21 protein-coding genes are annotated in these 25,850 nt (G+C 73.2%); 11 read left to right on the forward strand and 10 right to left on the reverse strand.

Annotated elements, in window-relative coordinates; all coding sequences use genetic code 11:
• Window positions 1-77: 77 nt before the first annotated feature.
• Window positions 78-1,469: a PLP-dependent aminotransferase family protein gene (locus KSK32_RS26640; protein WP_216933674.1), complete on the reverse strand. Its 1,392-nt coding sequence runs from the start codon at window positions 1,467-1,469 to the stop codon at window positions 78-80.
• A 28-nt stretch (window positions 1,470-1,497) separates the two neighbouring features.
• On the opposite strand from KSK32_RS26640, the gene KSK32_RS26645 reads away from it, so the two are divergent.
• Together KSK32_RS26645 and KSK32_RS26650 are read left to right on the forward strand one after the other, a co-directional pair.
• Complete coding sequence (locus tag KSK32_RS26645) at window positions 1,498-2,412, forward strand: DMT family transporter (protein WP_289256402.1); 915 nt, start codon at window positions 1,498-1,500, stop codon at window positions 2,410-2,412.
• Window positions 2,413-2,738: 326 nt separating this feature from the next.
• Window positions 2,739-4,304, forward strand: a complete 1,566-nt coding sequence (locus KSK32_RS26650) for a polysaccharide lyase family 1 protein (protein ID WP_216933675.1) — start codon at window positions 2,739-2,741, stop codon at window positions 4,302-4,304.
• A gap of 59 nt (window positions 4,305-4,363) precedes the next feature.
• Here the strand turns inward: KSK32_RS26650 and KSK32_RS26655 are convergent, their stop codons facing one another.
• The 5 genes from KSK32_RS26655 to KSK32_RS26675 all read right to left on the reverse strand — a co-directional run bounded on the left by KSK32_RS26655 (window position 4,364) and on the right by KSK32_RS26675 (window position 10,880).
• Window positions 4,364-6,073, reverse strand: a complete 1,710-nt coding sequence (locus tag KSK32_RS26655) for a cellulose binding domain-containing protein (RefSeq protein WP_216933676.1) — start codon at window positions 6,071-6,073, stop codon at window positions 4,364-4,366.
• Between the two features lie 28 nt (window positions 6,074-6,101).
• Window positions 6,102-7,520 (reverse strand): non-reducing end alpha-L-arabinofuranosidase family hydrolase, encoded by a 1,419-nt coding sequence (locus KSK32_RS26660; RefSeq protein WP_216933677.1) that lies wholly within the window; start codon window positions 7,518-7,520, stop codon window positions 6,102-6,104.
• 264 nt (window positions 7,521-7,784) lie between these two features.
• Complete coding sequence (locus KSK32_RS26665) at window positions 7,785-8,849, reverse strand: SRPBCC domain-containing protein (RefSeq protein ID WP_216933678.1); 1,065 nt, start codon at window positions 8,847-8,849, stop codon at window positions 7,785-7,787.
• A gap of 21 nt (window positions 8,850-8,870) precedes the next feature.
• Window positions 8,871-10,202 carry a low temperature requirement protein A gene (locus tag KSK32_RS26670; RefSeq protein ID WP_216933679.1) on the reverse strand — a complete coding sequence of 444 codons (1,332 nt, stop codon included), beginning with the start codon at window positions 10,200-10,202 and terminating at the stop codon, window positions 8,871-8,873.
• Window positions 10,203-10,289: 87 nt separating this feature from the next.
• Complete coding sequence (locus KSK32_RS26675) at window positions 10,290-10,880, reverse strand: TetR/AcrR family transcriptional regulator (RefSeq protein WP_216933680.1); 591 nt, start codon at window positions 10,878-10,880, stop codon at window positions 10,290-10,292.
• A 126-nt stretch (window positions 10,881-11,006) separates the two neighbouring features.
• On the opposite strand from KSK32_RS26675, the gene KSK32_RS26680 reads away from it, so the two are divergent.
• A complete protein-coding gene (locus KSK32_RS26680) occupies window positions 11,007-12,647 on the forward strand; it encodes an MDR family MFS transporter (protein ID WP_216933681.1) in 1,641 nt (546 codons plus the stop codon).
• Between the two features lie 74 nt (window positions 12,648-12,721).
• A complete protein-coding gene (locus tag KSK32_RS26685; protein WP_216933682.1) occupies window positions 12,722-13,564 on the forward strand; it encodes a phosphatase PAP2 family protein in 843 nt (280 codons plus the stop codon).
• A 7-nt stretch (window positions 13,565-13,571) separates the two neighbouring features.
• On the opposite strand, the gene KSK32_RS26690 is transcribed toward KSK32_RS26685, so the two are convergent.
• A complete protein-coding gene (locus KSK32_RS26690; protein ID WP_216933683.1) occupies window positions 13,572-15,629 on the reverse strand; it encodes a cellulose binding domain-containing protein in 2,058 nt (685 codons plus the stop codon).
• Window positions 15,630-15,871: 242 nt separating this feature from the next.
• On the opposite strand from KSK32_RS26690, the gene KSK32_RS26695 reads away from it, so the two are divergent.
• From KSK32_RS26695 to KSK32_RS26715, 5 genes are all read left to right on the forward strand, one after another.
• Window positions 15,872-16,657, forward strand: a complete 786-nt coding sequence (locus tag KSK32_RS26695; protein WP_216933684.1) for a lytic polysaccharide monooxygenase — start codon at window positions 15,872-15,874, stop codon at window positions 16,655-16,657.
• A complete protein-coding gene (locus KSK32_RS26700) occupies window positions 16,642-17,268 on the forward strand; it encodes a DUF305 domain-containing protein (RefSeq protein ID WP_216933685.1) in 627 nt (208 codons plus the stop codon). The genes KSK32_RS26695 and KSK32_RS26700 overlap by 16 nt, the downstream gene beginning before the upstream one ends.
• Before the next feature lie 315 nt (window positions 17,269-17,583).
• On the forward strand, window positions 17,584-19,173 hold the full coding sequence (locus KSK32_RS26705; RefSeq protein WP_216933686.1) for a DHA2 family efflux MFS transporter permease subunit: 1,590 nt from the start codon (window positions 17,584-17,586) through the stop codon (window positions 19,171-19,173).
• Window positions 19,174-19,289: 116 nt separating this feature from the next.
• Window positions 19,290-19,514 (forward strand): hypothetical protein, encoded by a 225-nt coding sequence (locus KSK32_RS26710; RefSeq protein ID WP_216933687.1) that lies wholly within the window; start codon window positions 19,290-19,292, stop codon window positions 19,512-19,514.
• A gap of 35 nt (window positions 19,515-19,549) precedes the next feature.
• Window positions 19,550-20,623, forward strand: coding sequence for a PIN domain-containing protein (locus KSK32_RS26715; RefSeq protein WP_216933688.1), 1,074 nt, complete (start codon window positions 19,550-19,552; stop codon window positions 20,621-20,623).
• Between the two features lie 127 nt (window positions 20,624-20,750).
• Here the strand turns inward: KSK32_RS26715 and KSK32_RS26720 are convergent, their stop codons facing one another.
• Entirely contained in the window at window positions 20,751-22,004 is a 1,254-nt protein-coding gene (locus KSK32_RS26720; RefSeq protein ID WP_289256403.1) for a hypothetical protein, read from the reverse strand.
• 91 nt (window positions 22,005-22,095) lie between these two features.
• Between KSK32_RS26720 and KSK32_RS26725 the strand changes: the two genes are divergently transcribed.
• Together KSK32_RS26725 and KSK32_RS26730 are read left to right on the forward strand one after the other, a co-directional pair.
• Window positions 22,096-22,569, forward strand: a complete 474-nt coding sequence (locus KSK32_RS26725) for a molybdenum cofactor biosysynthesis protein (protein ID WP_216933689.1) — start codon at window positions 22,096-22,098, stop codon at window positions 22,567-22,569.
• A gap of 151 nt (window positions 22,570-22,720) precedes the next feature.
• Window positions 22,721-23,287, forward strand: a complete 567-nt coding sequence (locus KSK32_RS26730) for a sigma-70 family RNA polymerase sigma factor (protein ID WP_216933690.1) — start codon at window positions 22,721-22,723, stop codon at window positions 23,285-23,287.
• 39 nt (window positions 23,288-23,326) lie between these two features.
• On the opposite strand, the gene KSK32_RS26735 is transcribed toward KSK32_RS26730, so the two are convergent.
• Together KSK32_RS26735 and KSK32_RS26740 are read right to left on the reverse strand one after the other, a co-directional pair.
• On the reverse strand, window positions 23,327-24,061 hold the full coding sequence (locus KSK32_RS26735; protein WP_216933691.1) for a zf-HC2 domain-containing protein: 735 nt from the start codon (window positions 24,059-24,061) through the stop codon (window positions 23,327-23,329).
• A gap of 323 nt (window positions 24,062-24,384) precedes the next feature.
• The gene (locus KSK32_RS26740) at window positions 24,385-25,791 is read right to left on the reverse strand and encodes an acyl-CoA synthetase (RefSeq protein WP_216933692.1); all 1,407 of its coding nucleotides are present in this window, start codon (window positions 25,789-25,791) and stop codon (window positions 24,385-24,387) included.
• Window positions 25,792-25,850 lie beyond the last annotated feature (59 nt).

A 25,850-nucleotide genomic window follows, 5' to 3' on the forward strand; every position in this document is an offset into this window, starting at 1 on the left:
GGGGCACCAAACTGCAAGATCGCGGGTGTGGGGCGCGGTGGGCGTGGGCGGGGCGACGGGGGGAGCCGCCGCGGGGGTCAGTGAGAGAGGGCTGTGGACAGGCGGCGGACCGCCTCGTCCATCTGCTCGGGTGGGGCGGCGGCGTAAGTGAGGCGCAGGTGCGGGGCCGGCGGTTCGGCGGCGTACCAGGGGCGGCCGGGGAAGACGGTCACGCCCGCCCCCGCGGCAGCCGTTGTCACCGCTACGTCGTCGGTGCCGTCGGGCAGCCGTACCCAGAGATGCAGCCCACCGTGCGGGACGGCGCGCGGGGCCAGCGGCGGCAGGTGCCGGTCCAGCGCCGCGAGCAGCGCCTCCCGGCGGGCCCGCAGGTGCACGCGCAGGCTGCGGCGGTGCCGGTCCCAGGCCGGTGCGGTGAGGAACTCCACGGCGGCCTGCTGCAGCGGCCCGGCCACGAAGAGGTCGTCGAGCAGGCGGGCGGCGCGCAGCCGCGCCCCGGCCGGTCCGCGCGCGCCGATCGCGGCGATCCGCAGGCCGGGCGCCGTGGACTTGGTCAGCGAGCGCAGGTAGACCACGTGCCCGTCCGGGTCGTCGGCGGCCAGCGGTGGCGGGGTATCGCCGTCGATGGTGAGGTCCCGGGCGTAGTCGTCCTCGACCAGGAACGCCCCGGCGTCGCGCACCGCCTCGGCGACCCGGGCGCGCCGTGCGGAGGAGAGCGTCGCGCCGTGCGGGTTGGCGTGCAGCGGCTGGCAGTAGAACAACCGCGCGCCGGTACGGGCGAACGCGGCGGCGAGCTGGTCGGGGCGTACCCCGTCGGTGTCGGCGGGTACGGGCACCACCCGCAGCCCGGCCGCCCGCGCGGCGGCGAGCGCGCCCAGGTAGGTGGGGGACTCGACCAGCACCGTGTCGCCGGGCGTGCTGAGCGCCCGCAGCGTGGTGGAGAGGGCTGCCTGCCCGCCCGGGCAGATCACCATGTCCTCGGTGCGCAGTCCTCCACCCGCCTCGCGGGCGAACCATGCGCGCAGGTCGAGGCGTCCCTCGACCGGGCCACGCTGCCAGGCGGCCGGCTGCCGGGCCGCGCGGGCGAGCGCGGCACCGAGCGCGGCGGCCGGCTGGAGGTCCGGGTCCAGATAGCCTCCGGTCAGCGCAATCGCGCCGGGGGGCGGCAGCGCCAGCAGCGCCTGCATCTCGTCCTCGCCGCCTCGCCGCGAGCCGAGCGCGACTGTCTGCCACGACAGGTCCGACCGTGGTGGACCGGCGCGACGGGCCGCCACGAACGCGCCGCGACCAGGCCGGGTCTCCACCAGCCCGTCCGCGACGAGCCGCCGGGTCGCCTCGGCGACTGTCACGGGGGAGACGTGATGGTGCGCGGTCAGCTCCCGGACCGACGGCAGCCGCGTGCCGGGGGTGGCGCCGGCCGCCAGCGCACCCAGATGCCGGACCACGCGGTCGATAGCGCTACCATCATTCATGACAGGACAGAGTAGCGCTACTGCACCCGTGACGGTAACGGTGAGACCGGGTGCCGGGGTCGCCCTCGGCGCGCTGGGCGTGCTCGCCTTCAGCATGTCGCTGCCGGCCACCCGCGTCGCGGTGCACACACTCGACCCCTGGTTCGTCGCGTTCGGACGGGCGGTCGGCGCGGCGCTGCTGGCGTGGGCCTACCTGCGCCTGACCGGCGCGCCGCGCCCCTCCCGCGACCAGTGGCGACGGCTGTCGATCGTCGCCCTCGGCGTCGTCGTCGGCTTCCCGCTGTTCACCTCGCTCGCGCTCACCACGCAGACATCCGCGCACGGCGCGGTGGTCGTCACGGTGCTCCCAGCCATGACCGCCGTGTTCGCGGTGCTGCGGGCCGGCGAACGGCCACCGCCGCTGTTCTGGATCGCCAGTGCCACCGGCCTGGCGCTGGTGCTCGCGTTCCTCGCCGCCGGCGGCTCGCTGCGCGGCGCGCTGTCCCCGGCCGACATGTTCCTGCTCGCCGCCGTGGTGCTCTGCGGTCTCGGGTACGCCGAGGGCGGCCGGCTGGCCCGCGAGCTCGGCGGCGCCCGCACGATCTGCTGGGCGTTGCTGTTGTCACTTCCGGTCACCGTGCCGGTCACGGCGGTGGCCGCGCTCGCCCGTCGTCCGGATGGCGGCGTCGCCGCCTGGACCGGGTTCGGCTACCTCACTGTGGTGTCGATGTTCCTCGGCTTCTTCGCCTGGTACGCGGGGCTGGCCCGGGGCGGCATCGCCAAGGTCGGCCAGATCCAGCTCGTCCAGCCGGTGCTCACGCTCATCTGGTCGGCGGTGCTGCTGGGCGAGGCGGTCACACCCGGTGCGCTCGTGGTGGCCGGCGCGGTGCTGGCCTGCGTCGTGCTCATCCGGCGCACCCGGGGCGGCGTGACGCCGGCGCGCGCCCCGGGCGGGCCCCGCTGAGCAGGCCGCGATGGTGCCGGTCGCGCCGGAGACGTACGCGTGCCTGACGAAGTGCCCTGACGCGCATCCCGGCAAGGCGGCGTCCCCTCGCGCCCCGACCTCCCGGAGCAGTGCAAAAAACCTGCAAACGCCAGCCCTTGCCTTCCTGGAAAGCGCTTTCATACGATTGCGTTACATCGATGTTTCATTTGCGGGCCGGGCATCGCAGATGAACGACATTCGCTGGCGGCGCGCCTGACCGCGTCGCGGCTCCTCATTATTCCCATTCGGTGACTGCCGCTTGCTCGGCGGCAATTCCCGCATGCTCGAAAAAGGAATGAGGCGACATGAGAAGACCAGTCGCGCTGCGACTCCACGCGGCACTGGCCACGGCGGTCGTGGGTATCGCCGTCGCGGTGGCGCTCCCGTCTCCGCAGGCGTCGGCCGCCACCGGCAGCGCCACCGGCTACGCCACCCAGAACGGCGGCACCACCGGCGGCGCGGGCGGGCAGACCGTACGCGCCACCACGGGCACCGCCATCCACGCCGCGCTGTGCGGCCGGGCCAGCAGCAGCACCCCGATCATCATCGAGGTGACCGGGACCATCAACCACGGCAACACCAGCAAGGTCTCCGGATCGAGCTGCAACACCGCGGCCGGCGTGATCGAGCTGAAGCAGATCAGCAACGTCACCATCATCGGGGTGGGCAGCGGCGCCGTCTTCGACCAGCTCGGCATCCACATCCGCGAGTCCCGCAACATCATCATCCGCAACGTCACGGTGCGGAACGTCAAGAAGTCGGGCTCGCCCACCTCCAACGGCGGCGACGCGATCGGCATGGAGAGCGGCGTCCGCAACGTGTGGGTCGACCACGTGACGCTGGAGGCGTCCGGCGGGGAGTCGGAAGGCTACGACGGCCTGTTCGACATGAAGGACGACACCCAGTACGTGACGCTGTCGTACAGCATCCTGCGCAACTCCGGCCGCGGCGGTCTCATCGGCTCCAGCGAGAGCGACCGCTCCAACGGCTTCGTCACGTTCGAGCACAACCTGTACGAGAACATCGACTCCCGTACGCCGCTGCTGCGCGGCGGCATCGCCCACATGTTCAACAACCACTACACCGGCCTGCGCGAGTCCGGCATCAACTCCCGGGCCGGGGCGCGGGCCAAGGTGGACAACAACTACTTCCGCAACTCCAAGGACGTGCTCGGCACGTTCTACACCAGCGAGCGCGGCACCTGGCAGGTCAGTGGCAACATCTTCGACAACGTGACCTGGTCCTCGCCCGGCAGCGACAACTACCCGGCGGGTCCGAACGTGACGTCCACGACCACGGTGAGCGTCCCGTACTCGTACCGGCTCGACGCGGCGAGCTGCGTGCCGGACATCGTGCGGCAGACGGCGGGCGCCAACACCGGCCTGCGGGTGTCCGACGGGAGCTGCACGCCGCAGTCCCCGCCGCCGACCACGCCGGGGCCGACCACGCCCGCGCCCACCACGCCGCCGCCCGGGACGACCACCCCGCCGCCGTCGGGCGGGACCAACCTGAGCCTCGTCTCCGGCGCCGGCGCGGACGGCTCCAGTAAGGCCGGCGGCACCAGCTACGGCAACGTGCGCGACGGCAACCTGAGCACGTACTGGTCGCCGTCCGGGTCGACGGGCACCGTCTCGATCAAGTGGGGCTCGGCCACCACCGTGTCCCGCGTGGTCATCCGTGAGCCGTCGGGCACCTCGGGGTCGATCGGGTCGTGGCAACTCGTCAACAACGACAACGGCGCGGTGCTCGCCTCCGGCAGCGGGGCCGGCCAGATCACCTTCGGCGCGACCTCGCTGAAGAAGATCAACTTCAAGATCAACAGCTCCAGCGGTACGCCGAGAGTCGGCGAGTTCGAGACGTACGCCAGTTAGCCGGTGCGACGAGCGGGGGCGGCCGATCCGGCCGCCCCCGCCCTCGTGCGTGTCCCCTCTCAGAGGGTGAGCACGACGGTGGAGATGCTCCGCGCGCCGACGTTCACCGTCACCTGGTTGCCGTTCACGCCCACCGGCTGGCTCGCCGCGCTGGCGTTCTGCGACGTGGCCACGTACTCGGCCCGGCTGACGTTCTGCGGCACCTGGACGATCGCGTTGTTCACCGCGCTGGTCGACCGGTTGAGGATGACCAGCGTGACCTTCCCGTCGCCGGAATAGGCGGTCACCTCCAGCGGGGAGGCCTTCGCGCTCTTGGTCAGGGCGACCCGCTGGTAGCCGGGACGCACGTACTTCGCGTACTGCGAGAACGCGTACCCGCGCTTGAGCGGCGCGCCCGCCACGGTGCCGTACGCGGACTCCCCGTCGCCGATGAACGAGTAGTAGCGCTTGCCGTACCACCAGACGTACGCGCTCCAGTTCGACTCCATCGACCTGTGCACGGTGCGCATGATGTCGTCGAGCGTCTCGTCCCAGACCGTGGCGTCGGCCGGGTTGCCCCAGATGTTGGAGCCGCCGCCGTCGGCCTCGTGCAGGTTCCACTCGGTCATCCACACCGGCTTGTTGTGCTGCTGCGCCAGCGTGTACGGCTTCAGCCGGCCGGACGCCTCGGTGCCGTAGAGGTGACCGCCGATGTAGCCGATGTTGTTGCGGGCCGCCGCGTCGTTGAGCGTCGGGTCGGTGTAGCCGTAGTTCAGGTTCACCGCCTCGGCGACCATCAGCTTGGTGTTCTGCACCTTGGCGCCCTGCTCCCGGACGAAGGTCTGCAGCTCGGTGCCGCTCCAGTCCATCGAGTCGTAGTCCGGGTGCCAGTCCGGCTCGTTCTGCACGGACGTGACGTCGATCGTCACGCCCTGGTTGCGCATGTACTGGACGTAGCTGTTGAGGTGGCCGGCGTAGTCGTCGTAGTAGTCGGTGCGCAGCTTGCCGCCGTTGATCCGGCTGTTGTTCGTCTTCCAGGCCGCCGGGGCGGTCCACGGCGACGCCATGATCTTGACGTTCGACCCGTACGACTTCGCCGTCCGCAGCGCGCTGACCTGGGTGCCCCACTCGCCGGACACCGGCGAGATGCCGGTACGCACGATGGACAGGCCGAGCTGGTTGGGGCCGAGCCCGACGAGCGTCTGCGTCTCCGCCGTCGACCACGCGCCGCCCCAGATCGACACCGCGGCGCCGAACCCGTCGATGGTCTGGTAGCGGCTGGCGGTGTTGACGGTGATGTCCGCCGCCCCGGTCGGCGGCGGGCTGCTGGGCGAGGTGGTCGGCGAGGTGGACGGCGACGTCGTGGGCGTCGTACCACCGGTGCAGGTGACCCCGTTGAGCGCGAAGCTCGTCGGCGCGGGGTTGCTGCCGGTCCAGGCCCCGTTGAAGCCGAACGACGTGCTGCCGTTGGTGGGGATGGACCCGTTGTAGCCGACGTTGCGGGCGCTGACGGCCGCTCCGCTCTGCGTCACGGTGGCGTTCCACGCCTGGGTGACGGTCTGGCCTGCGGCGTAGGACCAGGTGAGCGTCCAGCCGTTGACCGCGTCACCGAGGTTGGTGACCGTGACGTTCGCGCCGAAGCCGCCCTGCCACTGCGAGGACACGGCGTAGGTGACCGCGCAGCCGGCGGCCGCCGCCCCGGCCGGCAGCGCCGCGGCCACAGCGGTCGACGCCAGCAGGACGGCCCCGGCCGCCAACACCGCGGTACGGGTCTTCTGGTGCCTTCTCATCGGACCTCTCTCTCCTCGATCGGCCGGATCAGCGCTGGAGGGTGAGGAGTCCGGGGCGGTAGGGCAGGAGGCCGTAGTCGCCGCCGGAGTTGGGGGAGCGGCCCTGGTAGAGCAGTTGGAGGTTGCAGGGGTCGACGGTGAAGGTCTGGTCGGCGGTGGTGCGGATCAGTTCGCCGTGGCTGATGTCGTTGGTCCAGGTCGCGCCGCTGTTGGCCTTGCCGGCGAACGGGTTGGACTCGGTGGCCGCCTGCGGGGTCCACGTACCGCCCAGGCTGGTGGCGGTGAAGGACCGGAAGTAGCGGCCCTGGGAGCCGATCGCCTCGACGATCATCAGGTAGCGGGTCTGGCCCTGCAGTTTGTAGACCTGCACGGCCTCGAACAGGTTGTTCGTCGAATCGCTCATGATCGTGGTGTAGTTCGACCCGAAGCTGCCCGGGAAGTTCCCGATCGGCATGCTGGAGCGGTAGATCTTGCCGTTGTCACCGGCAGAGAACAGGTACATGTTCTGGTCGTCGGCGATCAGCGTCTGGTCGATCGGACCGGTACCGGAACCGGAGATGCTGCCGGTGAACAACGGCTGCGCCGACGACCACCCGTTCGGGTTCGTCGGGTTCGTCGAGGTGCGGTACGAGAACGCGGTCGGTCCCCACTGGTAGGCCAGCACCCAGATGTTACGCGGCGCGAAGTAGAACAACGTCGGCGCCACCGTGCCCGAGGACATCGCGTTCTGCGACGCGGAGGCCATCTGCGACCAGTTCGAGAACAGGCCGAAGTTCATCGACCCCCACGACGACCCGTAGTCGTGCGTCGTCGCGTACACCAGATGCTGCCCGTTGTACGGCACCACGGTGAAGTCCTTCAACGACACCCACCCCGACCGCGGCTGCGCCAACACACCCGTCGACGACCACCGGTACGACGACGGCAGATTGCACGTACCACCCGGCGGCGGCGTCGTGGGCGGTGCGGTGGTCGGCGGTGCCGTGGTGGGTGGCGCGGTGGTGGGTGCACCGCTCGTCGGCGTGGTGCTGCCTCCGGTGCACGTCACCCCGTTGAGCGCGAAGCTGGCCGGCACCGGGTTGCTGCTGTTCCACGCGCCGTTGAAGCCGAACGAGGTGCTGCCGTTGGTCGGGATCGACCCGTTGTAGCTGACGTTGCGCGCGGTGACAGCGGCTCCGCTCTGCGTCAGGTCGGTGTTCCACGACTGGGTCACCGTCTGCCCGGCGCCGAACGACCACGTGAGCGTCCAGCTCGACAGCGGGTCGCCCAGGTTCGTGACTGTGACGTTGGCGCCGAAGCCGCCCTGCCACTGGGACGAGATCGCGTAGTTGACCGAGCAGCCCGCGGCGGCGGCCCCGGCGGGCAGCGCCACGGCGACCGACGCCGACGCGAGCAGCGCGGCGCCGGCCGAAGCCCATATGGCATTGACTGACCTGGATCTAGACATGAATTTACCTCCTGCGGGGGCGGCGGCTCCGACATTGGCGGTGGCGATTGTATTGTGAGCGTTAACAGCCGCGTCAAGAATGTTACGGGAGCGCTCCCACGCACTCAACAACCCATTTCCGCACCCACCGCACCACCCTCAGCGCCCGCCCCGCCCTCGCCGGACCGCGCCCGTGCGGGGCGATCATGAGCTTGGCCGCGATCAATGCGGACGAATCCGCGGTCCAACTTCATGATCGACTGGGTGAAGGGGGAGGGGCGGGGGTCAGACGGGAGTGCAGGGGGTGTTCTCGGTGGTGCAAGCCGTGGGAGCGTTGTGTGAGGGGTCCGGGTCGCGGACGTCGAAGCGGATGGTGGCGGACTCTCCGCCCGGCAACGCCTCACCGGTGAACGTGACCACTGGGCCGTCCTGTGTGGCCTCGGCTCCGCTCACGCTGCCCACAGTGGCGCCGTCGTGCAGCGTCACGGTGACCGTCCAGCCCGGACGCGGTGACGGGCCGGGATTGCGCAGTACCACCTCGCCCCGGTAGCCGAAGATCCGATCGGTGACCGTCTCGTAGGTGGCGCTCAGCGGCGCCGCCACCACCGTCGAGGGCGTCGGGCTCGGCGTACGGCTGGGGGTGGGTGACGGTGTCGGCGAGGGCGACGGGCTGCGGCGGCTGGCGCCGGGCGTGGGCCGCGCGGTCGTGGGCCGGGCGGCGGGGGTGGCGCTGGACGGCATGACCAGCGAGGTGGTGGGCGTCGGCGCGACCGGCGCGGGTGGCTCGCCCGCGGTGGCCCACACCGTCGCCCCGGCCGTGGCGGCGATCAGCGTGACCGCGCCGGCCGCCAGCAGCACCCGGCGGCGCCCGGACCGCCGCCGGTCGTCGCCGAGCAGGCGGACCACCGGCAGTTCGGCGGTCAGTCCGCCCTCGGCGCGGCGCAGGTCGACGTTCTGGAACGCCAGCCAGTCGAGGATCGCCGGCAGTCGGCCGGTGACCGCCTGCTCGTGCTGCTCGGCGCGGGCGTCGGCGTCCCAGTCACCCTCTTCGAGAACCTCCCGGACGGACAGCCGGGTGCCGTGCGCGGTGGGCGTCAGGTCGCAGGCGAGGCGGGTGGCCCGGCCGGTCTCCCGGCAGCGGACCACCAGCCGGTCCGGCGCGCGCAGCTCGACGGTCTCCACCTCGGTGTCGCTGTCGTAGCCGGGCAGCGCGGCGGTGGCCAGGATCCACCGGTCGGACCCGGGCGCGCTGTCGGCGAACCACTTGGCCAGCAGCGCGCGTTCCGTGAGCGCCCGCCAGATCCGGGCGGGCGGGTGGAACAGGTCGACCTCGGTGACGATCTCGATCACGCGGAGACTCTAGGGCCTCTGTCAAGGCCGGTGCGGGGCACTGTCGCCGCCGTCGTGCCAGCGTGCCCGCCAGGCGGCCTCGTTCTCCTCGGCGCTGGCCTTCTCCTCGTGAATCAGCCGGCGCAACGCGGCCCGGGAGTCGGCGAAGATCACCAGCTCGGCCGCCACCAGGGCCACGCAGATCGCGGCGAGCAGGCCCAGCGCGCCGAGTGCCGGCAGGTGCTGGCCGACCGGCAGGGCCGCGGCGAGCAGGGCCAGGACGCCGACCCGGGTCCACGACAGCGTCCGCAGCGCGCGCCACTGGAACGCCATGTTGGCGGCGAAATAGACCATCACGCCGGCGAAGAGCAGCGGCACCGCCGGCCCGTGGCCGTGCTCCATCGGGCCGCCCGCCGGGTCGGTGACGGTGCGGACCAGTTCCTCGGCGCCGATCGCGAACAGGATCACCCCGGCGATCATCGGCAGGTAGAGGTAGGCGTACGCGTCGCGGGCAAGCGTCACCCGCGCGTGGCCCTGTGCGGCGTGCAGCGCGATCCGGGCGGACGGGCCGATCATGTCGAAGTGCGCCCACCAGAGCGCCGCCGTGAACAGGATGCCGAAGATCGCTGCCGGGATCGCCGGCCAGGTCACGGCCTGGCCGAGCAGGTTGCCGCCGACGCCGACGGAAATGACCGACTCGCCGAGCGCGATGATCAGGATCAGGTCGTACCGCTCGGTCCAGTGCTCGGCCGAGGTGATCTTCCAGCCGTCGGTGCCGGCCAGCAGGCCACTGCTGTACTGGATGGCCACCACCGCGATCCACAGCCCGTCGCGCAGCCAGGGGCCGACCTCCGGGGACATGCGCGGCGGCAACAGCGCCGCCACCAGCAGAAGGGTGGCCGAGATCAGCGCCTCCGGCAGGAACAGCCGCAGCTTGCGCCGGGCCGGCGGATCGTCACGCGTGGCGTACCGGTACAGGGCGGTGTGCACGAGCCGGATCACGACGTAGCTGATCGTGACCAGGACCGGTCCGGCGCTGCCCTTGTCCAGGTCGCCGAACGTCTGCGGCAGCGCGAGCGCGAACGTGAACAGCGCGACCATGCCGACCACCATGAGGATCGGCACGAAGCCCTCGCCGAGACGCAACCGGGCGGCGACCGCGCTGTGCACCACCCAGCACCACCAGAGCACGGCGAGCACCAGCAGCGCGTGCAGCAGTTCGCCGGGGGTCACGTTCGCGGCGGTGGCGCGCGTGATGATGAAGAAGGACACCACGAAGACGAGGTCGAAGAAGATCTCGAACCGGTCGACCCGGGTGGCGGGGGCGACGCCGGTCGCCGGCCCAAGTCCCTTGCGCCACCGGTCGCCACCCACCGGGCGAGTGTGTCAGTCCAGGTCAGGCGGGGTGTCGCTTTCGCCGGGCATTCCACCGGTCCGGCGGGGAGCGGCGAGCCGGTGTGCTCAGCCCGCAGTCGGGGCGGCGTGGGCGAGCACGTCGCGCAGCACGTCGCGCAACGGCCGCCCGGGGTGCTCCAGCCACTCGTGCGCGGCGACCCGCAGGGACGCGAGGAACGTCGCGGCGACGATCCGGGCGCGCAGCGCCGCGCCGGGGCCGGTCAGCCGGTGGGCCAGCTCCGCGGCCATCTCCCGCTCCAGGGCCGCGTACGCGCCGACCTGGTGGGCGGCCAGGCTCGGGTGACCGTGCAGCCGGCGGCGCCGGTTGAGCCAGGGCTCTGCCGGGTCGTCGTAGCCGTCCCCGGCCTGCACCAGTGCGGCCCGGGTGAGCGCGGCCCACGGCGACAGCTCGGCCGGTTGTTCCGCGACGAGCGTGAGGAGCCGGCGCAGCCGCAGCGTGTCGCCGTGGAAGAGGGCCTCCTCCTTGCCGCCGAAGTAATTGGAGAACGTCCGCCGGGAGACGTTCGCGGCGTCGGCGATCGCCTCGACGGTGACCCGGTCGGGGCCGTGCTCGACGGCGAGGGACAGCGCCGCCTCGTGCAGCGCGAGGCGGGTGGCCGCCTTCTTCCGCGCCCGCAGCCCGGTGCACTCGTCCATGGCGTCCAGCGTAGGTGACGGATTTCTCAGTGGGCAAACTTGCCTACCGGGCAGGTTTTGGTGTTGATTGCTTGAGGCAACGAATCGGCTGCCCGACCCGAATCGACACACCTGGAGGACGCGCGGATGAGCGCACCCACCGCGACGGCCGAGGCCGCCCCCATGAGCAAGCGGCAGACGCTGGAGGCACTCAGCGGTCTGCTGCTGGTGCTCTTCGTGGCCATGCTGAGCGGCACCGTGGTCTCGACCGCCCTGCCGAAGATCATCGGAGCGCTCAACGGCTCGCAGACGCAGTACACCTGGGTGGTCACCGCCACCCTGCTGACCGCCACCGCGACCACCCCGATCTGGGGCAAGCTGGCCGACCTGTTCAACAAGAAGCTGCTGATCCAGGTCGCCATCGTGGTGTTCCTGGTCGGGTCGGTCGCGGCCGGCTTCGCGCAGAGCGCCGGCCAGCTCATCGCCGCCCGGGCCTTCCAGGGCATCGGCGTCGGCGGTCTCCAGGCGCTGGTGCAGGTCGCCATCGCGGCCATGATCCCGCCGCGTGAGCGGGGCCGCTACAACGGCTACCTGGGCGGCGTCATGGCCCTGGCCACCGTCGGCGGCCCGCTGCTGGGCGGCCTGATCGTGGACACGTCCTGGCTGGGCTGGCGCTGGTGCTTCTTCGTCGGGGTTCCGGTCGCGGCCGTCGCGCTGTTCCTGCTCCAGATCACCCTGAACCTGCCCACCGTGCGCCGGAAGAACGTCAAGATCGACTATCTGGGTGCCTCCCTCATCGCCGCCGGCGTCAGCGTGCTGCTGATCTGGATCTCGTTCGTCGACGACTCGTTCGCCTGGCTGTCCTGGCAGACCGGCGCCATGGTCGGCGGCGCGGTGCTGCTGCTCGCGCTCGCCGTCCGGGTGGAGGCGCGGGCCGCCGAACCGGTGGTGCCGCTGCACATCGTCCGCGAGCGCACCACCGCCCTGGCGATCCTGGGCAGCCTCGCGGTCGGCATGGCGATGTTCGGCGGCGCGGTCTTCCTCGGCCAGTACTTCCAGATCGGCCGTGGCTACAGCCCGACCGAGGCCGGCCTGCTCACCATCCCGATGATGGCCGGTGTGCTGATCTCCTCGATCGTCGCCGGCCGGATGATCACCGTCACCGGACGGGTCAAGCCGTACATCGTGTTCGGGGCGGTCGTGCTCGTCGCCGGCTTCGCCATGCTCGGCACCATCGACCACGAGACCTCGCTGGTCTTCGTCGGCCTCGCGATGTTCGGCGTCGGCGTCGGCGTCGGCATGACCATGCAGAACCTGGTGCTCGCCGTGCAGAACACGGTGGCGCTGCGGGACATCGGCGCGGCCAGCGCCACTGTCGCGTTCTTCCGTTCGCTCGGCGGCACCATCGGCGTGTCAGTGCTCGGCGCGGTGCTGGCCCGCCGGGTCACCGACCGGATCACCGCCGACCTGGCCGCCGCCGGCGTCCCGGCCTCCGCCGGAGGCGGCAGCAGCACGCTCAACCTCGACGCGCTGCCCGAGCCGGTCCGGCAGATCGTGCGGGCCGCGTACGGGGACGCGACGGGGCACATCTTCCTGATCTCGGCCGCCATCGCGGTGGTGGGTGTCGTGGCGGCGCTGCTGCTGCGCCCGGTCACCCTCCGTTCCAGCCTCGACCTGCCGGACACCGCCCGTTCGGTGGCGGTGGGAGCGGACGCCGTCGACGCCGCGCCCGCCTTCGACGAGGTGAGCGTGGACCCGGCCGGCCGGGAGGAACGCGCCCGCCGCTGAGCCCGTACCCCCAGGGCCGTCGCCGACCCCGGCGGCGGCCCTGGTCCGTGCGGGGACGAACCGAAGGAGGTGCCGTGGACGCGACGCGGACCGCGCCCGCCCGCCTCGCCGCATGGCAGCGGGCCGCGCGCGAGCTGGCGCTCGTCGCCGTGCTCTTCCTGGCCTACAAGGCCGGCCGGCAGCTGGTGTCGGGGCACGCCGACGTGGCCTTGGCCAACGGCGAGTGGGTCTGGCGGCTGGAACGGCTGCTGCGCCTGCCCGACGAGACGCTCGTGCAGGGGCCGCTACTGGCGCACGAGCTGCTGGTGCGGCTGGCCAACTCCTACTACGCCTACGTGCACTTTCCGGCGACCGTGCTCTGCCTGGTCTGGCTCTGGCTGCGCCGCCCGGCCCACTACGTGCGGCTGCGCCGGGCCCTGGCGGCGCTGACCGCGGTGGCGCTGGTGCTGCACGTCTGCGTCCCGCTCGCGCCGCCGCGGCTGACCGCGCTCACCGGGCTCGTCGACACCGGCACCCGGTTCGGCCCGAGCGTCTACGGACCGCCCGACACCGACCGGCTCAGCAACCAGTACGCGGCCATGCCGTCGCTGCACGTGGGCTGGGCGCTGGCGATCGCGCTGGCGTTGGTAGCGGTCACCACCGGACGCCGCCGGTGGCTCTGGCTGCTCCATCCGCTGGTGACCGGGCTCGTGGTGGTGGTCACCGGCAACCACTACTGGCTCGACGGCGTCGTCGCGGTGGTGCTGCTCGTGGCGATCCTGGCCGTGCTGCCGACGCCCGCGCCGGAACCGCCCGCGCTCCCGCCCGGACCGGTGCGGCCGCACGTGGTGCCGGCGCCGCGCCGGGCCGGCCGCCGCCGGAACCCGAAGGTCCCGGCGGCGGCCGACGTGCGGCTGCGGCCACCCGGCCGGGGCTGACCGCCGCTCAGCGCAGCGTGCAGACCGTGCCGTTGAGGCGGAACGCACCCACCGGCACGTTCGGCCCGCTGTACGCGCCGACGAAGCCCACTGTCGTGCTCCCGCCGTCGGCGGCGAGCCGCCGGTTGTCGGCGGTGGGCGTCACCCGGACGTCGCGGCCCTGCTGGTCCCAGGTGGCGCTCCACCCGCTGCTCACCTGCTGCCAGCCCGTCGGCCAGGTCCAGGTGAGCGTCCAGCCGTCCAGCGCCTTCGGGCCGGTGTTGACCACCTCGACGTTCGCCACGTACCCGTTGCCCCAGTCGTTGTCGTCGTCGAACCGCACCGCGCAGGAACTCTCGGCCGGGCTGCCGGTGGCGAACGTCAGCGGCGGCGACGACCACGAGACCCGCCCGGCGGCGTCCCGGGCCAGCACGTTGACCGTGTAACGGGCGCCCGGTTCGAGGTTCCCCACTGTGAGCGACGTGCCGGCGGTCTCGCCGAGCTGCTCGCTCACCGCGCCGTACTGCCGGTGCACCTCGTACTTGGCGATCGGGGACGCGCCGGGCGTGGCCGCCGGCCAGGAGATGGTCGCCGCGCGGTCGGTCACCGCGCTCGCCGCCGGCCGCCCCGGGGCGCCGGGCCGCCCGGCCGAGCTGCCGGCCGGTCGCAGCACGAGCGTGGTGAGCGAGTACGGCGGCAGCGTCCGGGCGGTGGCGTCGCCCGAGCGGCCGGTGCTGATCCCGGTCGCGCCGTTGGTGAAGGTGTGCACCGTCGGCGCCTCGTCGGCCGGGGTGAACCCGGCGTAGTCGAGCGCCACCGGATGGGCGTTCTCCGGATCCTTGTTGAGCAGCAGGACCGCGACGCTGCCGTCCGGCCGGCGCACCGCGTGCGCGGCGACCAGCGGCTCGTCCGTCCCGGCGCGGACGAGCTGGTCCCCGGGCCGGGCGAACAGGTTCATCATGGACAACGCGTGGTACGGCGCGAACGGGGTGTTGAACGCCGGCTGGCACACCTCGCCGTCGCTGGTGCAGTTGCCGCTGGACAGCAGCCCGAAGTCGCCGTAGTCGGTCTGCCCGGCCACTTCGGAGACGGTGCCGATGCCGTTGTGCACGTTCCACCACTGCACCGTGAACACGCCCTGCTCCAGCAGGCCGCTGTAGGCGTCGGCCAGGAACAGCGCGCCGGGCGCGGTGGTGCGGCCGGCGTCCACGTTCAGCTCGGTGAGGCTGATCCCGATCCGGTCCGCGCCGGGGCCCGCGTACCGGGCGATCTGCTGGCGTAGCAGCCAGGCCGCGTCGGGCAGATGGTTGGTGCGGGCCAGCGAGTCGGCGGCGCTGCCGCCCGGGTACCAGTGCACGTCCACGAAGTCGATCTTCGGCCCGGCGATGGAGAGCACGGTCTGGTTCCACGGCCCCGGATCCGATCCGGCGGTGATGCCGTCCGGCCAGTTGCCGGGCATGGTGAGCACGGCGCCGACCTTGATGGTGGGGTCGACCGCCTTCATCGCGTCGGCGTACTCGACCACCAGCCGCGCGTACTGGGAGGCGCTCTTGTCCGGGTGGTCGTCGGCCTCCCAGGCCGAGCCGTAGTGGCCGTTGCCGTAGTTCTCGTTGCCGACGGTCCACCACTTCGCGCCGTAGCCCTTGGTGACGTTGGCGTAGCGGACCCAGGCCGCCGCCTCGGCGGGCGTGCCGGTGCCGTAGTTCGCGATGATCATCGGCTCGGCGCCGACGCGGCGGGCGCCGGCCATGAACGTGTCGAAGTCGGTGTTCGGCGCGACGTAGCCGCCGGGCGCGGTGTGCGTCTCCCAGTGGTAGATGTCGGCGTACGAGCCGCCGGGGTAGCGCAGCATCTTCACGCCCGCGGCCTTCAGTAGGTCGGACGTCTCGGCGCTGCCGAGCTGCGAGTCCCAGATGGCGTGGTTGACGCCGAGCGCGGTGGCCGGGACGGTGGCCAGCCCGGCGCGGGTGTTCACGGTGACCGTGACCGGGTCGGCGGGGTCGGCGGCGGCGACCGGCCCGCCGATGGTGCTGAGCGCGGTGGCGAGCAGCAGCAGGCTGGCCGCGAGCGCGGTGGTTCTCCTCATGCGGGGGTGTCCTTCGGAGTGGGACGACGGGGCGATGCCCGGGTCTGCGTCGTCCTCCCGGACGCCTGGCGGCGGCGGGATGCCCACGAACGACGATCGGCTCCGCGCGGCGAGCCATCGATCAGGATCATACGCCTGGCGCGCGGCGCGCAGGGCTTAATTTATAGACAGGAGTCTTTACTGTTAACAACCTTTAATTTATGTTCGGGGCACCTTCCGTTCCCCCCGAAGGAGTTGTCACCATGCGCCGAAGAATCACCCTCCCGCTGCTCACCGCCGGTGCCGTCACCGGCACGCTGGCACTCGCCGCGCCCGCACAGGCCCACGGGTACGTCTCCTCCCCGCCCAGTCGCCAGGCGCTCTGCGCGCAGAACCGGGTGCCCGACTGCGGGCAGATCAAGTACGAGCCGCAAAGCGTCGAGGGCCCCAAGGGCCTGCGCAGCTGCCACGCCGGCATCGCCCAGTTCGCGGTGCTCAACGACGACAGCCGCAACTGGCCGGCCACGTCCGTCGGCAGCAGTGTCACGTTCACCTGGGTCAACACCGCCCGGCACGCCACCGCAAACTGGGAGTACTGGATCGGCGGCACCCGGGTGGCCGTGGTCGACGGCGGGGGCCGCCAGCCCGGCGCGACCGTGTCGCACACCGTCAACCTCGGCGGCTACTCCGGCCGGCAGAAGCTGCTCGCGATCTGGAACATCTCCGACACCGCCAACGCGTTCTACTCCTGCGTCGACCTCCAGGTCGGCGGCGGAGGCGGCAACCCGACCCCGCCGCCCACCCCGACGGCTGCGCCCACCCCGACGGCTGCGCCCACCCCGACCGCGGCGCCCACCACACCCGCGCCCTCGCCCACGCCCACCCGGACCAGCACCCCGGCGCCGGGCGGCACCTGGACCGCCGGGCGGGCGTACCAGGTCGGTGACACGGTCACCTACGACGGCCGCAGCTACCGCTGCCGCCAGGCGCACACCGCGATCGCCGGCTGGGAGCCGCCGAACGTACCGGCGCTGTGGCAGCAGATCTGAGCCCGCGTACCCGCGCGGCGGAGCCGGCCGGTCCCCGGCTCCGCCGCGCGTCCGCCGCCGCGGCGCTGCTCGCGGCGCTGCTGGCCCCGACCGGGTGCGGCGGCCCGCCGGCCGCGGATCCGGTCCCGCCCGCCACGGCCGCCGCCCCGGCCGGGGCGGACGCCACGACCAGCGGGATCGACGCGCTGTTCCTGGCCATGATGGTGGCGCACACCGAGCAGACGCTGGAGATCGTCCGGCTCGGCCTCGACCGGGCCACCGACGGGCGGATCCGCACGCTGATCTCTGCCGTCCGGGCCACCGAGACCGACGAACTGGCCACCATGCGCCGATGGCTGCGCGACGCCGGTCCGTCGGCCGCCGCCGCGGCCGCCCGGCACGACCACTCCGGGCACAGCGACGCCGCCGCCGGACTGGCCCGGCTGCGCGCCGCCGCGCCCGCCGACGCCGACCGGGTGCTGCTCGACGTGCTCAGCCGGCACCAGCGCACCGCGGCCGACCTGGCCCGCGCCCAGGTCGCCGCCGGAACCAGCGAGCGGGTACGCGACCTCGCCCGCCGCATCGACCGCTCGCGTACGGCCGAGGTCGAGCTGATGGCCGGCCTGGGCTGAGCGGCGGGCCGCGAGGTGGCTGTGTGGGGCATGACCTTCGTCACGGTCGTCACCGCGGGTCGCCGCCCGACAAGGCTGGCGAATCGGCGCGCACCAGCCCTTTTCCGCGAGCCGCCGGACCGCTCCCGAGCCGGTGACGGGTACTGAGCCGTGCCGGTGCGGTTCGCCCGTCGGCAAACCGGCCGCGCCTCGTCCCAGGTCGTGGCTACGCTGTCGCCCGGACGCCGCCCCGCCGCGCGTTCCGCCCGCGCTCCGCAGACGGCGCGCGGCACCGCCACCGCCGCCCAGTGCCGGACCGGATCCAGGAGAACGTCAGTGACCCAGCAACCCGTTGCGACGTCGACGAAGCTCGACGCCGCCGTACTCAAGGTGGCCGGCGTCGTCGTGCTCGGCGCGATCATGTCGATCCTCGACGTGACAGTCGTCAGCGTGGCGCTGCCGACGTTCCAGAGCGAGTTCGACGCCACGTACGCCCGCGTCGCGTGGACCATGACCGGCTACACGCTCGCGCTCGCCACGGTGATCCCGCTCAGCGGCTGGGCCGCCGACCGCTTCGGCACGAAACGCCTCTACATGGTGGCGCTGGCGCTGTTCACCATCGGCTCCGGGCTGTGCGCCACCGCCGACTCGATCGGCGAGCTGATCGCCTGGCGGGTGATCCAGGGCCTGGGCGGCGGCATGCTCATGCCGCTCGGCATGACGATCATCACCCGGGCCGCCGGCCCGCACCGCATCGGCCGCCTCATGGCCGTGCTCGGCATTCCGATGCTGCTCGGCCCGATCACCGGCCCGATCCTCGGCGGCTGGCTGATCGACGTCGCGAGCTGGCACTGGATCTTCCTGATCAACCTGCCGATCGGCCTGGTCGCGCTCGTCTACGCCCAGCTGGCTCTGCCCCGGGACAACGCCGCGCCGTCCGAGTCGTTCGACTTCCTCGGCATGCTCATGCTCTCGCCGGGTCTCGCGCTGTTCCTCTACGGCATCTCCACGCTGCCCGAGACCGGCACCGTCGCCGACACCAAGGTGTGGCTGCCGATGCTCGTCGGCGGGGCGCTCGTGGTCGCCTTCGTGCTCTACTCGTTCCGGCCCCGGCACCCGCTGCTCGACCTGCGGCTGTTCCGCAACCGCAGCCTGACCATCGCCGCCGTCACCATGTTCGTGTTCATCATCGCGTTCATGGGCGCCGGCCTGCTGTTCCCGAGCTACTTCCTCCAGGTGCGCGGCGAGACGACGCTGGCCGCGGGCCTGCTGATCGCGCCGCAGGGCATCGGCGCGATGCTGACCATGCCGATCGCCGGCATGCTCGCCGACCGCGTGCCGGTCGGCCGGACGGTGCCGTTCGCGCTCGTGCTCCTCGCGGCCGGGTTCTTCACCTTCACCCAGCTCGGCACCGACACGTCGTACTGGCTGCTCTGCGGCTCGCTGTTCGTGATGGGCCTCGGCATGGGCGGCACGATGATGCCGATCATGACCTCGGCGCTCAAGACGCTCACCGCGGTGGAGGTGGCGCGCGGGTCCACGCTCGTCAACATCCTCCAACAGATCGGCGGTTCGGTGGGCGCCGCGATCATGTCGGTCATCCTCACCAGCGAGCTGAACGGCTCGCGGCCGATCCCCGGCGTCACCGACCCGGCCACCGGCGCCCCGCTGACCGAGGCCCAGCTCGCCATCGCCGCCCAGCAGCAGCCCGAGCTGACCCAGCAGTTCCCGGTGCCGCCGTCGCTGATCGAGCGCGGGCTCGACTTCGCGGCCGACTCCTTCTCCACCACGTTCTGGGTCGCGTTCGGTCTGGTGCTGCTGACCTTCATCCCGGCCGCGTTCCTGCCCCGCCGCCGGGAGCCCTCGCACCTGCTCGACGCCGAACCGGGCGAGGACAAGCGTCCGATGCCGGTCCCGATCCACTGACCGACGCCGTGACCCGGGGCCGCACGCGCTCGCGTCCGGCCCCGGCTTCTTGATCCGCCACCGCGACGCCGGCCAGCGCCTAGGATCGAAACCGGAGCCGGGGAGAGGCGGTCAGCGTGAGCGCAGACGACGCGCAGCGGTCGGCGCGACGGCGTAACCGGTTGCTGCTTGCGGGCCTGCTCGCGGTCGTCGGGCTGATCCTGCTGCTGCTCGGTCTCACCGTCGCCACGGGCACCGTCGCGGGCGTCGAGGTGGTGCTCGCGCTGGTACTGCTGGTCGCCAGCTACGCGATTCAGCGGGTGGCCCGCCGCGAGACGCTCTACCGCGACGAGCGGCGCTGACCGGCCCGGCGCTCCGGCCAGGCTAGGCTGCCGGTGTGGATCACGAAGACCGGATCGCGTTGTTCCTCGACTACGAGAACCTGGCCCTGGGCGTACGGGACCATCACGGCGGCCGGCCGTTCGACTTCCGGCCGATCGCCGACGCGCTCGCCGAGCGGGGACGCGTGGTGGTGCGCCGGGCGTACGCCGACTGGTCGTACTTCGACGAGGACCGGCGGATGCTCACCCGCTCGCACGTCGAGCTGATCGAGATCCCGCAGCGGATGGGCGCCTCGCGCAAGAACGCGGCCGACATCAAGATGGCGGTGGACGCGGTCGAGCTGGCGTTCGAGCGCGGCTACATCTCCACGTTCGTGATCTGCACCGGGGACAGCGACTTCACCCCGCTCGTGCACAAGCTGCGCGAACTCAACAAGCGGGTGATCGGCGTCGGGGTGGAGAAGTCCACCTCCGCGTTGCTGCCGCCGGCCTGCGACGAGTTCCTCTACTACGACCGCCTCGAAGGCGTCGACGTACCGCCCCCGGCCGCGCGCCGGTCGCGCCCGGTCCGCCCCGCACCGGCGGAGCAGGTGCCCGATCGCGCGGTGGAGACCGCACCGGCCGAGGACGAGTCGGCGCGGGACGTCGACACGCTCGCCGTGCAGCTCGTGCAGACGGTGGCCGGCATGCAGGGCAGCTCCAGCGGTGAGGTGACCGCCTCCTCGCTCAAGCGCGCGCTGCTGCGCAAGGATCCCACGTTCAGCGAGTCCGACTACGGTTTCCGCACCTTCGGGGAACTGCTGCGCCACCTCGCGGCGCACAACGTGGTGGAACTGGCCGCCGGGCCGGCCAAGGGCGACCCGGAGGTGTCGCTTCCCGAACAGGGCGACCGGGAGGTCGCGTTCGGGTTGCTCCGCTCCGTGGTGGTCGACCTCGCGGGCGAGGGCGGCGCGGTGGCGTTGTCCGGCCTCAAGGACCAGCTCCGGCGGGCCCGGCCGGACTTCAGCGAGAAGAAGCTCGGCTACCGCAGCTTCCTCCAGTTCTGCAAGGCTGCGGCGACCGGTGGCGCCGTGGAGCTGCGCTGGAGCCCCGAAGACGGCGACTACCTCCTCACCCCCCACACTCCCTGACCCACTCCGCCCGCCCCGCCCTTCGCCCCTCACCTCCGCGATCTTGCACTTGCAGACCCCGGAAAGCGGGATGAATCGCCCATCTTGCGGGCGGTAAGTGCAAGATCGACAGGGGTCAGGGGTCAGGTCAGGAGAGGTTCGCGTCTACCTGGACTGTCGCGCCGAGCCTTGCCACCAGGCTGAGCCGCAGGCCGACCAGGTCCAGCGGCGGCGGCTCGGACGAGACGGTCGGGCTCGGCTCGCCGGTGGGACCGGGCTCTCCGGTCGGACCCGGGTCGCCCGTCGGGCTCGCGGTCGGCACCGGAGTCACCTGATCGGCAGGAGGGCTGGGCGGCTCGACAGGCGTCGACGGGTGGGCGCCAACGCGGGCCGGCGGCGAACCGGCGACGGGCGGTGCGGTGGTGACGACCCGCGCCCCGGAACCCGGGGTCGCGTTCGGGCGCTTCGGTGGCGGCGCGGGCCGGGTCGGCCGGACCACCGGCGACGACGGGTCGACCGGAGTCGTCACGGGCGGCACCGCGGGAGCGGGAGGCGCGGCCGTCGTGGCGGGAGCGACCGGATGGGCGGGGGACCGGTACGCGGGATCGGTCTGCCCGGCGGTGGCCGTCCAGGTGCCGGCGGAGGTGACGCCCAGCAGCACTGCCATCGCCACGACACCCGCCGCGGCCAGCCGCTGGGACAGTGCCCGTTCGGCCGGGGCGTCCCACGGCCCGAGCGGCCGGGGTGGTCGCGGCCGGGCGGCTCGGTGGGCGGACCGCAGCGCCTCGACGTCCTCGACGACCGCCCGCCGCGTACCGGTGGCGCCGGCGTGGCCGAGGGTGAGGTAGAACCTGGTGTTCGCCGCACCCGCAGCCGGTACGCGCAGGCCCGCCGGCGTTCCGCCGTCGGCGTCGTGCAGCAGGGTGACCGGACGGTCCGGGTGATGCCCGAGGCCGCGTACGTCCGGCAGGGACCAGTCCCGCCGGACGTCGTGCCCGGCGAAGGCCACCCGCCGGTCGGTCACCACGGCGACGCCGCTGTCGACCACGCGCAGTCCCGCCGGTAGCGGGCCGTCGGCCGGGCCGAGACAGCCGGCGAGCGTGCGGCCCGGCGCCGGCAGTCCGGGCAGATGCCGGGCCGTGGCCTCGACCAGATCGACGGCGGGCAGGACGCGGTAGACGACCTCGCCGTCGTCCAGCGGCACCGGCAGCGCGGTGTCGGGCAGCGCGCAGCCGTGGAAGCCCGCTGCCTCCATCGACAGCCGGTCGAGGTGCTCGGCGCGGCGGCGCCAGATCCGGGCCGCCGACTCGTACGCCTGGCGCCGGCGCTCGTTCTCGCGTCGCGCCCAGGCCAGCCGCCGCTGCGGATGTGCTCCGATCGCATCGGGTCGCCTCGCCGTCACGCCTGGTACAACGCCCCTGCGGAGAGAGTGGATACGTGAGCGCGGCTATCGTCCGGTTTGGCGCTGGTATGCCCGCGATTAGACTTCGGGGATGCCGCGGATCGTCCAGTTGCTGGCCTCACCCGTGCACCGGTACGTGGGCCGCCCCGCGGACGGACCCGCCCCCGCGCCGCCGGGCGAGCTGGCCGACCGGGTGGAGCTACGCGCCGGGCTCGGCGTCGTCGGCGACCGCTACTTCGGCCGTCCCGCGCACCGGCAGGCGAGCGTCACGCTGATCGCGCGGGAGTCGCTGCCGCCCGGCGCGGACCTCACCCAGCTGCGGCGCAACGTCCTGACCGAGGGCATCCCCGTGGACGAGCTGGTCGGCCTCGTGCTCACGCTCGACTCCGGCGACGGTCCGGTCCGGCTGCGGGTGCACCGGGCCGCGCCGCCCTGTGCCTGGCTCGACGTGGTGGTCGCCCCCGGTACGTGGAAGGCGCTGCGCCACCGCGGCGGCGTCCGGTGCGCCCCGCTCACCGACGGCGTCCTGCGGGTCGGGCCGGTCACCGTGTCCGTGGACGATTGACCCGGTTCGGGAACTTCTGCCATTCTCCGGCCGACTAACCGGCGGGTGACCGGCACTCCGGCGCCGCAGGAGGGACACCGGGAATGAACCGAGCGGGGCGCGTATCCGTACCGTCCGGCATGAGCATGCCGGACCGGCGGGCCGGCCGCGGATGAGCGCGGACGCCGACGACGAGCAGGTGACCGGGTGGGCGCGACGCGCCGCCCGGGGAGACCAGATGGCCGCGGCCGCGTTCGTCCGGGCCCTCCAGGCGCCGGTGTGGCGTTTCCTCGCCCACCTCGCCGGGCCCGGCGAGGCCGACGACCTCGCCCAGGAGACGTTCCTGCGCGCGCTGCGCAGCCTGCCCGGTTTCGCGGGCCGGTCGTCGGCGCGTACCTGGATCTTCACGATCGCCCGCCGGGTCGCGGTGGACCACGTGCGGGCGGCGACCGCCCGTCCCCGGGTCGCCGCGCTGCCGGACTGGCAGGCCGCCGCGGAGGCGGCCGGCGCGGTGAACGGCGGCGGAGAGGACGGAGTGGTGCTGCGCGCTCTCATCGCCACGCTGACGCCGGACCGGCGGGAGGCGTTCGTGGCCACCCAGGTGCTCGGCCTGTCCTACGCCGAGGCGGCCGAGGTGTGCGGCTGCCCGGTGGGCACCATCCGCTCCCGCGTGGCCCGCGCCCGGGAGGATCTGGTCGCCGCCTGGTCCGCCGACGCCCGCGACCGCCGGGCCCGCTGAGACCGCGACCGGCCGGGCCCCGACGCGCCGAGTGGACGGTCAGGCGGCGCGCCGGTCGCGGGCCTGTGTGGGGTACGGGCCGGGCGGCACCAGCCGCAGCGCCGGTGCGACCGGTTCCTCGGCCGGCAGCGCCCACCGGGATCGGTCCGGCCGGCGCTGGCCGGGTGGGGTGTCGCCGGGGCGCCGGCCGAGGCGGGACAGCACCAGCGTCACGGCCCAGCCGACCAGCAGGAAGCCGTGGCTGACCAGCCGGGTCATCGCCACCTGCCCGGTGATCAGGTCGTTCACCGACAGCAGCACGAGCGTGGCGACGAACGCGCTGAGCATCGGCAGCAGGCCGGACGGGGCGGACCGGCGCGCGGCAACGTAGAGGAACCCGGCGCCGACGGCGACGTTCCACGCCGCCGACTCGTGCCACAGGTGCTGGCCGGAGGTGTGCGCGTGCGTGACGACCGCCTCCCGGCCGATCTGCGCCAGGCCGAGGACGAGCTGTACCGCGCCGAGCAGCCCGAGCACCCCGCGCAGCCCGAGCGTGATCCGATGGCGGCGGCCGGGCCGGGGCGGGGGAGCGGCGGCCAGGACCGTGTCGACCAGGTCGGGCACCCGCGGGGCGAGCTGCGTACGGGCCCGCCGGGTCACCGACGCGGCAGACTCGAACCAGCCGCGGCAGCCGGCACAGCCGGTCAGGTGCGCCTCGGCCGCCTCGATCTCCGAGCCGGACGCCTCACCGTCCAGCTGTGCCGACAGGATCTCCCGCCACTGCTCACACACCATGTAGGGATAGTCGTCGGAAGCGGCGCGCTGGTTCCCGGCGGGGTGCGGGTCACGCCGCGCCGACCGGCGGCGCCGGCCCCGGTGCGGCGGCGACTACCTCCGGCGGGCACGGGTAGGCCGGGCCGGGGAGGGGCCGCTGTGACACGCGAGTTCGTGAACTGCTCCGGCAGTCTCCGCTGCACACCGGCGGACTGGACCTGAGCACCATCGTGGTGTGGCAGTTGCGGACCGTCGCCAACGACCTGCTGCGTGCCACGGGTGTGCCCGCGGACGAGGCCCGCCGCCAGGTCCGCCGCGCGGCCGCGGCCCGATGAGCGGCCCGGTCACACCTCGGTCAGGCGGGACTTCTGCACCTTGCCCATCGCGTTGCGGGGCAGCGCGCCGACCAGCCGCACCTGCCGGGGGCGTTTGTGCGCGGACAGGTGCCGCGCCACGAAGTCGATCAGTTCCGCCTCGGCCACGCCGTCGCCGACCACGTACGCGGTCACCTGCTGCCCCAGGTCGGGGTGGGGCGTGCCGACCACCGCCGCCTCCCGCACTCCCGGGTGGGCCAGCAGCGCGTCCTCCACCTCGCCGGCCCCGATCCGGTACCCGCCGCTTTTGATCAGGTCGGTGGCGGCCCGGCCGACGATCCGGTGGGCGCCGTCCGGGCCGACTGTCGCGACGTCGCCGGTGCGGAACCAGCCGTCCGCCGTGCGGGTGGCCGCGTCGGCGTCCGGCCGGTTCAGGTAGCCGTCGAACAGCGTGCCGCCGCGTACCTGAAGCTCGCCCATCGCGTCGGCGGGCAGCGGGTCGCCGTGCTCGTCCACCACGCGCGTGTGCACGCCGGGCAGCGGCACGCCCACCGTGCCGGGCCGCCGGGGGCCGTCCGCGCGGGCGCTCACCGGCACGAGGGTCTCGGTCATCCCGTACCGCTCCAGCGGCCGGTGCCCGGTCAGCCCGGCCAGCGCCGCGAAGACCGGCTCGGGCAGCGCCGCGCTGCCGGACACGAGCAGCCGGGCGCCGCGCAGCGCCCGCGCCGCCGCCGGTTGCGCCGCGATCCGCGACCAGATCGTGGGTACGCCGAAGTACATCGTGGCGCCCGCCGCCGCGTACCGCTCGGGGTGGGGCCGGCCGACGTGGCGCACCCGGCTGCCGACACGCAGTGGGCCGAGCACGCCGAGCACCAGTCCGTGCACGTGGAACAGCGGCAGGCCGTGCGCCAGCACGTCGTCCGGGGTCCAGGCCCAGGCGTCGGCGAGCCCGTCCAGGCAGGCGGCGATCGCGCGGCGGGACAGGACCGCGCCCTTCGGCGCGCCGGTGGTGCCGGAGGTGTAGAGGATCAGCGCGGTGGCCGCCGGGTCGGGCTCGGGGTGCCGGGTGTCCGAGCGCCGGGCCAGGTTCAGCGGCACGAGCGGCGGCGCGTCGGCGCCGGCGTCGACGTCCGGCGTGCCCGGCGGTGCGAGCAGCAGCTGCGCGCCGGAGTCGCGCAGGATGTGGTCGCGTTCCATCGGGCCGGCGTCGGGCGGCACCGGCACCACCGCCGCTCCGGCGAGCAGCCCGCCGACCACGCCGACCACCGTCTCCAGGCTCGCCGTCGCGGGCACCGCCACCCGGGCCGACCCGCGCAGGTCGTCGGCGACGGCGGCGGCCGCCCGGCGCAGTTCCACCCAGGACAGCGACCGCTCACCCACCCGGACCGCGCCCGGGCGCTCGTCGGTGGCCTCGGCGAGCCCGCTCAGCAGCGTCACGGCACCCCTTCCGGTATGTCCGCCCGATGTACCGCGACCGTAGCCGGGCCGGCCACCCC

It is taken from the genome of Micromonospora sp. WMMB482, assembly GCF_019038635.1.
GTDB classification, from domain to species: Bacteria; Actinomycetota; Actinomycetes; order Mycobacteriales; family Micromonosporaceae; genus Micromonospora; species Micromonospora marina.

Excerpts from the sequence above, each read along its gene's own strand:
- KSK32_RS26640 (WP_216933674.1), bottom strand. The coding sequence starts at position 1,469 with ATGAATGATGGTAGCGCTATCGACCGCGTGGTCCGGCATCTGGGTGCG.
- KSK32_RS26650 (WP_216933675.1), top strand. The coding sequence starts at position 2,739 with ATGAGAAGACCAGTCGCGCTGCGACTCCACGCGGCACTGGCCACGGCG.
- KSK32_RS26655 (WP_216933676.1), bottom strand. The coding sequence starts at position 6,073 with ATGAGAAGGCACCAGAAGACCCGTACCGCGGTGTTGGCGGCCGGGGCC.
- KSK32_RS26660 (WP_216933677.1), bottom strand. The coding sequence starts at position 7,520 with ATGTCTAGATCCAGGTCAGTCAATGCCATATGGGCTTCGGCCGGCGCC.
- KSK32_RS26675 (WP_216933680.1), bottom strand. The coding sequence starts at position 10,880 with ATGGACGAGTGCACCGGGCTGCGGGCGCGGAAGAAGGCGGCCACCCGC.
- KSK32_RS26680 (WP_216933681.1), top strand. The coding sequence starts at position 11,007 with ATGAGCGCACCCACCGCGACGGCCGAGGCCGCCCCCATGAGCAAGCGG.
- KSK32_RS26690 (WP_216933683.1), bottom strand. The coding sequence starts at position 15,629 with ATGAGGAGAACCACCGCGCTCGCGGCCAGCCTGCTGCTGCTCGCCACC.
- KSK32_RS26695 (WP_216933684.1), top strand. The coding sequence starts at position 15,872 with ATGCGCCGAAGAATCACCCTCCCGCTGCTCACCGCCGGTGCCGTCACC.
- KSK32_RS26725 (WP_216933689.1), top strand. The coding sequence starts at position 22,096 with ATGCCGCGGATCGTCCAGTTGCTGGCCTCACCCGTGCACCGGTACGTG.
- KSK32_RS26730 (WP_216933690.1), top strand. The coding sequence starts at position 22,721 with ATGAGCGCGGACGCCGACGACGAGCAGGTGACCGGGTGGGCGCGACGC.
- KSK32_RS26735 (WP_216933691.1), bottom strand. The coding sequence starts at position 24,061 with ATGGTGTGTGAGCAGTGGCGGGAGATCCTGTCGGCACAGCTGGACGGT.